This is a genomic window from Alcanivorax profundi (assembly GCF_003597125.1).
Lineage (GTDB): Bacteria > Pseudomonadota > Gammaproteobacteria > Pseudomonadales > Alcanivoracaceae > Alcanivorax > Alcanivorax profundi.
Map to the genome: position 1 here is coordinate 337,341 of NZ_QYYA01000003.1, position 13,849 is coordinate 351,189.

Consider the following 13,849-nt stretch of genomic DNA (forward strand, 5'->3'; position numbering starts at 1 on the left):
AGGAAATTAAGCCATGAAAACGAGGTCTGTGACTGACTCGCTGGTCCAATGTATACCTGCGCTGCTGCTAATGTCTCCTCTTTCCGGGTTTCTTGGGGCTGCGCCTGCACTGCCAGCGGCAACAGAATCGTTGCCTGAAGGCTGGCAGGAAGTCTCCTTTTCCGGGCAGACCCGGTATCGTCAAACCGGAGAGTGCTGGCAGGCGACGTCGTCGAATGCCGCATCTGGGCTGGTGTTCGAATCACAAGTAGATTTGACGCAAACCCCCTTACTGGCCTGGGCGTGGCGCGCAGAAATCCAGCCCGATTGGCCATCAGGCTCGGAGCGCCAAAAAGAGGGCGATGATTTTCTGGCACGGGTTTACGTCATCCACAAGGGCTGGCTGCCCTGGCAAAGCCGGGCGATCAACTATGTCTGGTCCCGTGAGGCGTTGGTGGGTGAGCACTGGGCCAATCCGTTTGCGGGTCAGGCGCACATGGTGGTAGTGCAGGGGCCAACCGGGCTGGGGGAATGGCAACATTTTCGTCGGGATATCCGGGCGGATTTCCTCCGCTATCACGGTCTTGAGGTGGAGCGGGTCGATGCCATCGCGATCATGACAGACACCGACAACACCGCCAGCGATGCGCAAGCCTGCTATCAATTGCCTGTATTCATGGAGGCGCCCTGACAGTTGCGGTCGGTCACCGCCTCTGTATATTATTTGAACTGTCTGTGATTAGCCTGTCATGGCAGGTTAATCACAGACCCCGGCAAAGGTGCATCGCGGTGTTGAACCGACCGCCAACACGATCCCTCCCTCCCAGATTCCGTCTGCTGGCCTCCCTGTCTTCTTTGCCCCGCTGTCGCCGAATCGTCATCGTTCCTGATATAGCGTTTACCTGCACATGCGACAGAGAGGTTGCCCATGAGTGAACGTATTCTGCGTCTGGACAAGGCTGGCACTCCCGTAGAGTGGCTGGATTGGCAGATGGCGGCCACCTTGTACGCCCGTGGCCTGGTCACCTGGACGCTGGGAGATGTGATCTATCGACTGCGTGGGGGATTGAGCCGGGATACCGGGCAGCGTTCATCGTTATCACTGCATTCCATTATTGCCTGTGATGGGGAGGCGTTCTGTTACCGGCGCAGTGCGCCACCGTTAACCAATCGGGCGCTGTTTCGGCGTGATCAGCATCTTTGTATGTACTGCGGCAAACCCTTTGCGGAAAACGCCCTGACCCGTGACCACATTGTACCCACCTCACGGGGTGGCAGAGATCGCTGGTCCAATGTGGTGTCGGCGTGCCGGCGCTGCAATCAGCGAAAGGGGAATCGCCAATTGGAAGAAATCGATATGGATTTGCTGGCATTGCCCTATGTACCGAATATGGCGGAATACCTGGCCTTGATAAACAGTCACCGGATTCGGGGTGACCAAATGGCCTTTCTGCGTAACCAGTTTGGTAAAGATAGCCGTCACTTGTAAAACTCAATGTAAAAAAGTGTGCCTAAATCGCTGTTTTCAGAAGGTTTTAAAATAAAGAGTCTCTTTGTTCACTGCCTGTTGATGTATAACTGTCTATAGTGAATCACGCTCACAAGGACAGGGTGACATTTGTTTGCACGCGTTTTATTTCCGGTGGCCCTGCTACTCGCATGGTGTTTGCCAGCACATGCCGACAAAGCGGCGGCATTTTATTACGGGCCCAATATCCCGTGGTCCGAGCTCTCCCTCTATGACTACCCGGTAGTCGAGCCTGATCAGGCTGATCGCGTTCCTGAATTCGTTGCCGATCAACGTTTCTATGCGTACGTCAGTCTTGGCGAGGTCTTGCCCCAACGCTCCTACTTTTCGTTGATCAAGCCGCAATGGCGACTCGGCAAGAATCGCAATTGGGGGTCCTGGGTGCTGGACCAGTCGCAAGCCGAACTCCGGGATATCTTTGTTGAGAAAGTCTTTGCCCCACTTTGGGAGGCCGGCTACCGTGGATTTTTTCTGGACACCCTGGATAGTTATCAGCTTGGCGTGACTGACGAAGAAGGCCGGCAGCAACAACGGGAGGGGCTTGCCGCGCTGATCAATGCGGTGTCTCAGCGGTATCCCGATGCACGTTTTATCTTTAATCGCGGCTTTGAACTGATGCCGATGGTTCGTGCCCAGGTCGACGCGATCGCAGCAGAGTCCCTCTATCAGCGGTGGTTGCCCGAAAAGGAGAGTTATCAGGTTGTTCCCGACCCGGACCGGGAATGGTTGTTGCAGCAATTTTCTGAGCTTCGCCAGCGATTTGAAGTGGACGGTATTGCCATTGATTACGCCCCGCCAGCGGAGCGCGAACAGGCACGTCAGTTGGCCAGAAAAATTGCAGATCATGGGTTGATCCCGTGGGTCACCAATCCGGCCATCGACGGGTTTGGGCTGGGGGTCCGCGAAGTGCTGCCGCGGGATGTGTTATTGATCCACGGTGGCAGCGAGGAGCGTTTGTGGGAGCATGCAGATGCAATTCGCTACGGACTGATGCCCTTGCAGTTTCAGGGCTTGATCCCTGATATCAGGGAAATAGACGATACCATGCCGGCGGGGGAGCTGCGTGGCCGCTATGCCGGCATTGTGGTGTGGCTGGAGAAGGATGGCATTTCCTCCCCGGATTTTGAAAGCTGGCTGGTTCGCCAGCGTGAGTCTGGTGTTCCCATTGTGATGCTGGGTTACCCTGCTGTTGACCCTCTGGGCCCCAATGGCCAGATCTTCGGTTTTCAGGCAAGGACCACCCCTCAGGTGTTGCCCTCTATTGTCAGGCAGCACGAAAGCATGGGGTTCGAAGCCCCCCTGCCGCGCTTTCTGCCGGTAGGAGAGCCGCTTTACAATGCCCAGGCGACAACCCCCTGGCTGGAGATCGCTTCAGGTTCCCAACGTTACATGCCGGTGGCGATCACCGAGTGGGGCGGCTATGCCATGCAGCCCTACTTGATCCGTGCCGCCCTGCCCACGATCAAGGCAGAGGGCCTGGATCGCTGGATGCTCAATCCTCTGACTTTTCTTCATGATGCATTGCGCTTGCCCGCCATGCCGATCCCTGATGTGACCACAGAAAACGGGCGGCGACTGGGCTTTGCCCACATGGATGGCGATGGCTTCCCCAGTCTGGCAGAAGTGCGTGATTATCAGGGGCAGGCAGACGCTCGTGTATTACTCGAAGAGGTGCTGAAAAAATTCACACTGCCGACCACGATCTCGGTGATCGAAGGGGAGGTCGCCAGCGATGGACTGTACCCGAATCAGGCCGCCGAGCTGCAACAGATTGCCCGTGAAATGTTCAGGCTGGACCATGTCGAGGCTGCCACGCATACCTACTCCCATCCGTTTTTCTGGTATGACGCGCAGAACAATCCAGGCGATCTGTTTGGCCCTGAAGGGCAACTTCGTCTTCCTATCCCGGATTACAAAATGGACCCCGTGCGTGAGGTTGCCGGCTCAGCAGACTATATCGAGAAAAACCTGCTTCCTCCCGGCAAGAAAACCCGCATGGTGCTATGGAGCGGTGACACTGTACCCACTCCTGAAGCGCTGAGGGCTGCTCGTGAGCATGGGCTGCTGAACATGAACGGCAGCGATACCACTATCACTCGCAGCGCGCCGACCTGGACCCTGATCAAGGGTATTGGTTTGCCCAAGGGGGAGGAGTATCAAGTCTATGCTCCCAACCAGAACGAAAACATTTATACCCGCCAATGGACCGGACCGTTTTACGGCTTTGAACGGGTGATCGAAACCTTTGAGATGACGGAAAGCCCTTATCGGTTCAAACCGGTCGATATCTATTACCACACCTACATCGCCAGTAAGAATGCATCGCTGGAATCGCTTGTTACCGTGTATCAATGGGCGCAAGACCAGCCCCTTTTTCCCCTGTTCGCCTCGGAATACGTGCGTAAGGTTCTGGATTTCAACCAGATGGCCATCGCACGCGAAGCAGACCGCTGGCTCGTGAGAGGCGGCGGTGAATTACGGACACTGCGTTTGCCTGAATCGCTGGACTTACCGGATATGGGTAACAGTGAGGGGTTAGCCGGTTACCGTGTCGACAAGCCCGGCCGATATCTGCATATGCAGGGGGCGACGGCCAGCTGGAAGGCCGGTAACCACAAGCGCCCCTACCTTCAGCAGGCGAATGCCCGCCTCACAGATTTTACGCAAACCCGGTCGGGGCTGGCTTTTTCGCTAAAAGGCTATGCCGGCCTGGAGTTTGCAATCGGCAATGCCGAAGGCTGCACAATGCGGCAGGCGGGCAAGCGCCTTGCTCCGGTTCGCCGGGAAGGATCTGTTTACCACTACCGGAGTGCGAAGCATGAGCTCACTGAGCTACGGCTACAATGTTCGCAGTGAACGCCTCCGGGTAATGGGGTTACATGAATTACTGGCGTTCCTGCTGCTGATTGCGGTGGTGTGCTGGATGATTTTTCCACGGGATCTGTCATCCACGTTACGCAATGCGCGCCTGGATGCCGTGACGTTCAGTTATATGCAGGCCTGGCTCAAAGCCAAGCCCAATGATGATGAATTGCGCCTGCTCATGGCCCGTGAACTGATTATGTTGGGGCGCTTTCAGGAAGCAGAAAATCAGCTGGTGCTGATTGCCGGCCATGGCCACTTTCATGATGGCGATGTGGGCTGGTTGAGGTTGTTAAAGGATTTCCACCGCTTAATGGCTCTGCCCCCCAGAGACCGTGTCGGTACCATGCTGGAATATGAAACGGTAGAGCGCCTAAACGCAGTGGACTGGGGAGCCCTGACCCGGCCGCAGCGTGAGGAATATGCGGACATGGCTCTCGCCCTGAATCAGTCCGAGATGGCAGCAATGGCCTACAGCCGTATTGCCGTGCAATCCGATACCCCAGCGCAATGGCATGAGCAGGCTGCGGCGGTGCACTTGGCGCATGGCAATTATCAAGCGGCTGCCACATCCTATCTTCGGGCCATGGACGCACGCGGTGATTACGACGTGCGCAAAGCGTATTTTCTGTCGGCACTGGACGTTCTGGTGGCCGGCAGTCTTCATGCGCAGGCACTGGCGTTGGCCGAGCGCCGGGAGCGAAGCTTTATTGCCGATAAAGAGGTGGTGTACCGGTTAATGCTGCTTGCCCAGGCCGGTGGAGACATGGCCCGGGCCCAGCGATATGCCGTGATACTGCTCAATCTCCCCGGCGTTGAGGCGAGCCGATGAAGCGGCTGATTGCTGCCGGAGTCCTGCTGGCGGGGGTGGCTCATGCCCAGCCACCCGAGCCTTATGTCGAGCAGTATTACGATCGTAGTTATCAGGTGTTCGTTGGTGCCGGCAATCTGGTCCGTGCCAGGCAAGTTATTACCCGTGCCCTGTATTGGCATCCGGATGATGTGCGGTGGCTTGAGCGCTTGGCGCAGGTTGCTCGCTGGCAAGGGGATATGAGTACGTCCCTGAGAGCCTGGCAGCGAGTCGCCAACCTGTCTGATTCCCCGCAAGCATGGGAGGCGGTACTGGAGCTGGCCCCTGCGACCTACAACAATGAATTGATCATGGAGGCGCGCAAGAAATCCCTGCAGGAACACCCCTATGATGCTGTTCTGATTGAGGATATCGCCCGCCAATATGAATTGCTTGGTAAACCGGCAGAGGGCGTGCAATTTTTGCAGCAGTGGAATCGGCGTTATCCCAGCCGTGCCGCACTCAGGGAAATGCAGTTGCTCGCGCTGAATATGGGGGATGATGTCCAGGCGGCCCGTTTTGGTCGCGAGTATATGGAGCGGTTCGGGCCTGAACCGACTCTGGCACTGGATACCGCGAGGCTGCTGTGGCTTCAAGGCGAAAGGGGGGGAGCCCTCTCCGGCCTTCAAGGCGATGCGCAGCGAATGGACTACCACCCGGAAGTTACCCGCTATCTGGCAGTGATGTCAGCGGAACAGGGTGAGTGGGATCTGGCCATCGCCAGCTACAACACCCTGGTTGAGAATGATGATGACACCATCCCTGATCTCTACATGTTCATCAGTCTTCTGCGTTATTTCGACCGAGACCAGATGACGGCATTGCTGGATCGTGCCTGGGAAAAACTGGACGATCCCAACATGGCGGTGGCGGTACTCTACGCGCTGCAAGATCGGGGCGACTATCAGGGTATTGAGGCTTTTCTTGGTCGACTCAGTGCCGAGCAGCGGAAAACGCTTGAGCAAGATCCTGCGTTCCTGCGTTTTGTGGCCGGTCTGGAGCTGCGGAATCAGCAGCACCAGGCCGCGAAAAATACTTTGCGTCGTGCGTTATATCTCGCTCCTGGAGACCGGGACTCAAGAATCAACTGGTTGTGGCTGAATGTGGCCACCGCAGATGAAGATGCACTGCGTCGAAGTGTTCAACGCTGGCAGAATGAGGCGGTTGCAGACAGCCGCTATTGGGCGGCCTTCTCGGCCGCCTATCTGGAGCTTGGTGATCCGGAGACTGCACTTCGTTATCAGCGCGCGATGCTCAAGCAGCAGCCGGATGACTGGTTGGCACAATGGAATTTCGCCCAGACGTTGATGACGGCCGGCAGGCATGATCAGGCGTGGCCAATCCTGCGATCCCTGTGGCGTGACTTGCCGTCGAGTATCGATCCCGCCCGGAACACCGAATACCGCTTCATGCTGTTGACGCTGAGTCAGACCTTCGAGAGCGGTGATGCGTCACTGGCAAGGGCACAAGCCATGACAGAGCCTGACCTTGATATTGCTGCGGCCACCCGTGCGGAATGGCTGGCACAGTGGTCGCTGTATCAAGATAGCCGTGAATTGGCGCAAAGCTGGTATCTCCTCAAGTGGCGAGCGGAGGGAGAGCTGCAGGCCGGATCGGCTTTGGCCTATGCGGCTTTACAGGACGATCAGGACCAGGTGGCCAGCGTTCGTGAGCAGTACTGGCATCGGTTGACCTTGTCGGAACAGCTGGACACCCAGGTCAGGCTGGATGAGGAAAGGCAAGCGGCGGCCACCCTGATGAAAATCCAGCAGGGGGCACCAGAGTTGGCCGGGCAAGTCATGTTCCAGGAGAGTTTGCTCCTGCCTTCTGCCCGTTCATCGGGGCTGGGGCTTGAGCGTCGTCGATTGGGGGCACTGGAGGTACTCGATTTGCAGTTTACCCAGTTCCAGCCGGTCAGTGACCACAGCGAACTGGTGTTCCAGTACGATCGACGTGAGTTCACCAGCAATGATGAAACGCTGCTTGTTGTCGATGATCAGGAGCACCGGGCAGGACTCTACTGGAACCATAAGCGCGGCCGGTATCGGCAGTCGTTTTTCGTTGGACAGCGTGATTTGCTGGATCACCATGAGACCATGGCCGAATTGGAAATGGGCGGTGCCTGGCACAGCGACTGGTCTGTCACCCTGGGTTACCAATGGCAGATGCCGGCGGATGAATCGTCCTTATTGTTGCTGGGGGGCGCGCGCACCGGGCTGCGATACGGTTTGGCCTGGTCGCCCTCGTCGACCTGGCAAAACAGCGTGGACCTGTCGGACTACACCTACCATGACCTGGATGGCGAAACCCTCGGAAGTGGCACAATCGTGAATGTTCAAAGCACCTGGCGCCCCTGGTTGTCGCGGTTTTCCCCTGGCCTGAAAGGGCGCCATACCCGCGCTGCCTTTGACGAAGAGCGCGAGAGTATGGATGAGGTGCAAGCGCTTTTGCCGCCCGGACAATCTGCCGTCGCTATCCCGGAAGATTATCACGAGACAGAGCTGACCTTGCTGTTGGGCATGCCCGATGTCCATTTACGCCCGCACCGGCTGCAAGGCTGGGCAGAGCTGGGCTACAGCCACAACAGTTTGTCTGGCAGTGGGTTTACCGGCCGCGCGGGGATTGAGGGACCATTCATCGGGCGCGATGGCTGGAAGTTGTATCTGGAACAGCAATTGAATACTGGCGGTAGCGGTGAAGACAGCTATCGAGCGGCATTTGAATACAGGATCTATTACTAGGAGAGTTGCCATGAGAGTACTGATAAGCGTGTTGCTGATCGCCGTGCTGGCGGGCTGCACCCACGTTCGCAGTAGCCAGGATGTGAGTGTGTCCGGGCAGGGAACCTGGCTGGTGTTGCCGCTGGTGAACCGTACCGCAACACCCCAGGCCGGGTTGCGAGCGGCAGCCATCGTCGAGTCTGTTCTCTACCGTCATGGTGTTCAGAGAGTCGAGGCCTACCCGGAAACCGATAATGATGGTGTACTGTTTGAAGCCTCCTCACCCGCCATCCGCAAAAAAATGGCACAGTGGATCACCACCCAGGATGCGACTTACGTTGTCAGTGGTGTGGTGCATGAATGGCGCTACAAAACGGGAGTCGATGGTGAACCGGCTGTGGGGGTAATGCTGGAAATACGTGAGTTGCCTTCCGGTGAAATCGTATACAGCGGTACCGGTTCTCGCGCAGGCTGGGCACGAGACTCCCTGAGTGAGACCGGGCAAAAGGTCATCGATAAATTACTGAAACCGGTAATCAACTAATGCTCGAACGGATCGGCAACGGAAAGCTGGCCGCAATCATGGCGCCCATGAAAGGGGCGACCTGGGCAGTGCTTGAAACCGTACTGCTCACGGCTGTGGCTGTGGGCATTGGGGTATGGTTACGCCCTGAAGACCCCCTCACCCTGATAGACACCTTCCGTTGGGTCCTGTTGGTGCCACTGTTGCTGGCGCTTCGATACGGCAGCCTGATTGGTGTGCTGGCGATGCTGTGCCTGATTGCCTGTTGGTTTATCCTGCGCTTTCTCGGTTATTACATTGGTCATGATTTTCCGGAAAGCACCATGCTCGGCGGGTTTATCATAACCCTGATTGCCGGGGAGTTTGCCGATCTCTGGCGGGTCCGATTGATGCGAGCGGACAGTGCGGCCAGCTATGCACTTGAGCGCCTTCAGAATCTGACCCAACGCTACGTATTGCTGCGTCTTTCCCATGACCGGCTTGAAGAAAATCTGCTGATCAAACCGTATACGGTGCGCGATGCACTCACCCGTTTACGGGATCTGATTCTTGACGAAAGCCAGGATGTTACCTTGCCTGCCGCCGATGACCTGTCGGGTTTGCTGGCAGAGTATTGCCAACTTCAACGTGCGGCGATTTATCCGGTTGTGCATGGGGAAATACAGGACAAACCGGCGGCAACCCTCGGCGAGAACAAACCCCTTGAGCGCAACAATGCGTTGCTGGAGTATGCGCTGGACAACCAGCTGCTCGCCCATGTTCAGCAATCAGATCACGATGATAATTATCATGGGCTCTATCTGGTGGCCTCGCCAATCATTACCAGTGCTGGCCAGACCATTGGTGTGCTTGTCGTCGAGCGATTGCCCTTCCTCTCGATCAACTACGAAAACCTGCAATTGCTTTCCGTGCTGCTCAACTTTTATGCGGACGTGGTGCACAGCGGACCAGAAACCCAAACCATGCTTGCCCGCTGGCCGGGTCTGCCTTTCCGTATGGGCAGTGAGCTGGTGGCCCTCACGCGACTGCGTACCGACGTGCGAGTGGAAACGGCACTCACCTTGTTTGTGGCAGATGACAGTGAGCAAGCAGGGCTGATACTCGATGCCTTGGCGCGGGGGCTGCGTAGTCTCGATCTGGCCTGGTGGATCAACGACAACATACTCATGATCATGATGCCCATGACCGGAGAATCCGGGCTGGAAGGCTTTGTGCTGCGCACAGAAAGCTGGCTACAAGATGAATTTGCCTTTATGAGCTTGCGCCAGGCAGGAGTGCAGTTTTTCTACCGGCATCTGGATGGAAGAGATCCGGAACAGCAGGTATCGGAGTTACTGGGAGCCGCTGGTGTCTAGCCTGAAGCTGCTTATCTATGCAGTCAGTGCGGAGCTGGGCTCCCTGCTACTGCTGCTTAGCAAGGAAGCCTCTCTAGGTATCTTTTTGCTGTACCTGGTATCCCACGGTTTGGCATCGGCATTAATGACGGTGGTGGCGTGGAGTGTACTTCCTGCACGCTTCAAGACCCCCAAAATCCTGTCCTGGGTTTTGATCTTCGGATTTGCTTTTTTCATTCCGGCAATCGGCTTGCTGACACTGTTGGGCGGGGTGGTTCTGGGTATCTGGCTTCCTGCGACCTTCCGGCAGCATCATTTCGGTGTCATCGAGAAGCCCTATTTCACCCCGGTACAGGCATCAGCAGGCAGTGGCTTTCGGCAAATCGATCTGAAAAGTCTGTTATCCGATAGTGAGTCACCTGATGCTTTGCGGGTGCAGGGCATGTTGGTATTGAAGGATATGCCAGCGAAGGTCACCGGCAAGGTACTGCGTGAGTCGCTCGGTGACAGGTATGAAGATGTGAGACTGCTGTCCTACGGCATTCTGGATCAAAAGGAAAAGGTCATTACGCGGGATATCGAGCGTGCCATGCAGATGCTGGAGCGCGCCAAAGAGTCCCGTCGCTATCGGCTTGCCCGCCGACTATCTGAACTTTACTGGGAATTGAACTATCAGGATCTGGTGCGCGGTGACATTCGTGCTATTGCCCTGGAAAAAGCAGCCTTCTATGCCGATATGGCGCTGATGGAGGCGCCGCAGGACGCAGGCCTGTGGTTACTGCGCGGGCGGATTCAACTGGCAAGAAATGAATACGGTGATGCCCAGCAGTCGCTGGTCTTTTCGCGGCGTCTTGGATTGTCTGCGAATCAGGTCAATCCGTGGCTGGCTGAAATTGCCCTCGATCGGCGACAACTGATTCTGGTCCGCCGATTGATGTCAGAAATTTCCGATGACAGTCAGTTCACCAATCTTAATAAATCCGTTGAATTCTGGAGAAGTCATGGCATTGCCCACCGCTGACAAAGCCGATATTTGTCTGCTGCTGGAAGGGACTTTTCCCTATGTGAGTGGAGGAGTGTCCAGCTGGGTGAACCAGATCATTCGTGGTTTCCCGGAGTACACCTTTGCCTGCTGTTTTGTCGGTAGTCGTCCTGAAGACTACGGTGATATGAAGTACGAATTACCGGACAACGTAGTGCATCTGGAGGTGCACTATCTTCACAATTTCAAACGGGGCGTGGAAAAGCGGCCATCCAATGGCAATACCAAGGCTTACAAGGATGTCTGTACCTTCCACGAATTGATCAAGAGCGGTGCAGACAATCAGGAAAAAGCCCGACTTTTTGAGAAAATTGTTAATAACCTTGGTGATGGCAAGGTCTACTCTGAAGAGTCATTTCTACATAGCAGGGCAAGCTGGGACTATATCTCCCAGGCCTACCGCGACTATAGCCGGGATCCGTCCTTTGTGGATTATTTCTGGACCGTGCGAATCATGCATTCCCCTATCTGGGTACTGAATGAAATCGCTGACAATCTGATACCGGCAAAGATGTATCACACCATTTCTACCGGTTATGCCGGCTTTCTGGGAGCCATGTTGAAACGCCGAACCGGCAAGCCTCTGCTACTCTCGGAGCATGGTATCTATACCAAGGAACGCAAGATTGATCTGTTTCAGAGTGAGTGGATCAGTGACAACAGGGGCCTGGTAGAAAAAAACAATGCGGAGATGGCGTACTTTCGCGAGAAATGGGTGAATTTTTTCACCGAGCTGGGCCGCCAATGCTATATGGCCTCTGACCAGATTGTGGCTCTGTATGAGCGCAATCGGGAGCGTCAGGTCAGTGATGGTGCGCCGGAATCGCGAACCATGAACATTCCCAATGGCATCGATTTGCCGCGAATGAAAAAGGTTCGTGCGGCCCGTGGGCCGGAGGTACCAAAGACCGCCTGTCTGCTTGGGCGGGTGGTTCCCATCAAGGATGTGAAAACCTTTTTGCGGGCTATGCGCACGTTAGTCAATGAAATTCCTGATGCAGAAGGATGGATCGCTGGCCCGGAAGATGAAGACAAGGACTACGCCAAAGAGTGCCATGGACTGGTCGCCAGTCTTGGCCTGGAAAAGAACGTGAAGTTTCTGGGCTTCCAGAAAATCGATGAGTTGCTGCCGAAGGTCGGCGTCATGGTGCTCAGTTCTATCAGTGAGGCTCTGCCGCTGGTGATTCTGGAGGGGTTTGCGGCGGGAGTGCCCACGGTTTCCACCGATGTGGGGTCTTGCCGGCAGCTGATTGAAGGGCTGGGACCGGAAGATGAAGCCTATGGCAAAGCCGGTGAGGTCGTTGGCATTGCTGACCCGGAAGCGCTTGGCAAGGCAGTTGCCCGGTTATTATCCGACGATGAGGAGTGGTATCGGGCACAGCAAGCCGGGATTCGCCGGGTGGAAGCGTTATATACCCAGGAGATGATGTTCGGTGCTTACCGTGAGATTTATCAGCAACTCATGGAAGGTAACGGTCTCTCCAAACAGACAGGGCAGCACTAATGGCGGGGATTGGCTTTGAGCTGCGTAAGCTGCTTCGCAAGGATACCTTGCTGGGGTTGATTCGGGCGTACGCCTACGCTGGTGTGATCAGCTCGGGCCCCTGGGTGTTGTCCATTATCGGTATCCTGATTATCGGGATATTCAGTCTCGGGGTAGTGGTGCCGGATCTGGCGGTGACGCGCTTTCAGGTGACAGTTACCTACCTGATCGCGGGAAGCCTGATTTTGACCGGGGTTGTCCAGCTGGCGTTTACCCGGTTCTGTGCGGACCGTTCCTTTGAACACCGGGAGGATATGATCCTGCCCAATTTCGGCGGGGTCACAGTGCTGGTAACGCTGATTTCCGGCTGCCTTTCGCTGCTGATTGGATTGTTTCTTTTTCCCGGGCAGAGCATCTTGTATCGGGTGCTACTGGTGGCCAGTTTTGTGGTGTTGTCGAATATCTGGATTGCCACGGTTTTTTTGTCCGGCATGAAGCAATACAAGGCGATCCTGTGGCTGTATGCCCTCGGCTATACGGTGACTGTGGCTGCTGCCTTGCTGCTCAGGTTTATGGATCTGGAAGGCCTGCTGCTGGGGTTTCTGCTTGGGCAGGTCACGCTGCTGGGCGGTATGCTGGTGCTGATCATCCGAGGCTATCCCGCATTAACGGTTGTCTCGTTTGAGATGTTCTCCGGCAAATACCTGTATCCCTCGCTGATGCTGGTCGGTTTTTTCTACAATGCCGGTGTGTGGGCAGACAAGGCCATGTTCTGGTTTTACTCCGGCACCGGCAGCGATGTGATTGGCCCCCTGCGGGCATCACTTATTTACGATATCCCGGTTTTCCTGTCTTACCTGTCGTTGATCCCCGGCATGGCGGTTTTTCTGGTGCGTATGGAAACCGACTTTGTGGAGCATTACAGCAACTTCTACGATGCAGTGCGTGACGGTGGCTCCTTGTCTTACATTGAAGAACAGCGAAATCAGATGGTGTTCGTGATTCGCCAGGGGATTTTCCAGATTCTCAAGATTCAGGCCATTGCTGCGCTGTTATTGATGGTCACCGGCGCACAGATCTTTGCTGCCCTTGGCATTTCCGAACTGTATCTACCCTTGCTCAAGGTGCAGTTGATCGCCACTGCCCTGCAGGTGGTATTCCTGGCGATTATCAATGTTTTCTGTTACCTGGATCAGCGACGCATGCTGGTGTTGCTCACCGGGTTATTCCTGGTTCTCAATATTCTCTTTACCGGTATCAGCCTGTATTTGGGGCCCCAGTTTTTCGGGTTTGGTTTTTTGCTGGCGCTGGCGGTATGCGTGCTGTTGGGGTTGTGGCTGGTGAATCGCAAGATGGGCGAGTTGGAGTACATTACTTTCATGCTGCATTAAGCGGCAAGGGGGCCCCGCCGCTACCGGCTTGGGCAGCGCCGCAGGCTCGGCGCGGTGGGGGGGCTGGCGGAACCAACGGGGTGATTGTTGACACGTCGGCTATGGAATCACCGCTACGTCGTTGCCGCGTTCTCTCT

At 55.9% G+C, this 13,849-nt stretch carries 10 protein-coding genes; all 10 read left to right on the forward strand.

Going from position 1 to position 13,849, the window contains the following annotated elements:
* Positions 1-13: 13 nt before the first annotated feature.
* The 10 genes from D4A39_RS11530 (at position 14) to pelG (ending at position 13,712) form a co-directional block, all read left to right on the forward strand.
* On the forward strand, positions 14-670 hold the full coding sequence (locus D4A39_RS11530) for a DUF3047 domain-containing protein (protein ID WP_119918141.1): 657 nt from the start codon (positions 14-16) through the stop codon (positions 668-670).
* A 237-nt stretch (positions 671-907) separates the two neighbouring features.
* On the forward strand, positions 908-1,468 hold the full coding sequence (locus tag D4A39_RS11535; RefSeq protein ID WP_022985225.1) for an HNH endonuclease: 561 nt from the start codon (positions 908-910) through the stop codon (positions 1,466-1,468).
* Between the two features lie 129 nt (positions 1,469-1,597).
* On the forward strand, positions 1,598-4,363 hold the full coding sequence (locus D4A39_RS11540; RefSeq protein WP_233552468.1) for a bifunctional glycoside hydrolase/polysaccharide deacetylase family protein: 2,766 nt from the start codon (positions 1,598-1,600) through the stop codon (positions 4,361-4,363).
* Positions 4,326-5,201, forward strand: a complete 876-nt coding sequence (locus tag D4A39_RS11545; protein ID WP_022985227.1) for a tetratricopeptide repeat protein — start codon at positions 4,326-4,328, stop codon at positions 5,199-5,201. The genes D4A39_RS11540 and D4A39_RS11545 overlap by 38 nt, the downstream gene beginning before the upstream one ends.
* A complete protein-coding gene (locus tag D4A39_RS11550) occupies positions 5,198-7,960 on the forward strand; it encodes a tetratricopeptide repeat protein (protein WP_119918142.1) in 2,763 nt (920 codons plus the stop codon). Before D4A39_RS11545 ends, D4A39_RS11550 begins: the two co-directional genes overlap by 4 nt.
* 10 nt (positions 7,961-7,970) lie before the next feature.
* The gene (locus D4A39_RS11555; protein ID WP_119918143.1) at positions 7,971-8,483 is read left to right on the forward strand and encodes a hypothetical protein; all 513 of its coding nucleotides are present in this window, start codon (positions 7,971-7,973) and stop codon (positions 8,481-8,483) included.
* Positions 8,483-9,817: a PelD GGDEF domain-containing protein gene (locus D4A39_RS11560; protein WP_119918144.1), complete on the forward strand. Its 1,335-nt coding sequence runs from the start codon at positions 8,483-8,485 to the stop codon at positions 9,815-9,817. The genes D4A39_RS11555 and D4A39_RS11560 overlap by 1 nt, the downstream gene beginning before the upstream one ends.
* Complete coding sequence (locus tag D4A39_RS11565) at positions 9,810-10,817, forward strand: hypothetical protein (RefSeq protein ID WP_031226390.1); 1,008 nt, start codon at positions 9,810-9,812, stop codon at positions 10,815-10,817. Before D4A39_RS11560 ends, D4A39_RS11565 begins: the two co-directional genes overlap by 8 nt.
* Positions 10,798-12,342, forward strand: a complete 1,545-nt coding sequence (pelF, locus tag D4A39_RS11570; protein ID WP_022985232.1) for a GT4 family glycosyltransferase PelF — start codon at positions 10,798-10,800, stop codon at positions 12,340-12,342. Before D4A39_RS11565 ends, pelF begins: the two co-directional genes overlap by 20 nt.
* A complete protein-coding gene (gene pelG, locus D4A39_RS11575) occupies positions 12,342-13,712 on the forward strand; it encodes an exopolysaccharide Pel transporter PelG (protein ID WP_119918145.1) in 1,371 nt (456 codons plus the stop codon). Before pelF ends, pelG begins: the two co-directional genes overlap by 1 nt.
* The last annotated feature ends 137 nt before the right edge of the window (positions 13,713-13,849 follow it).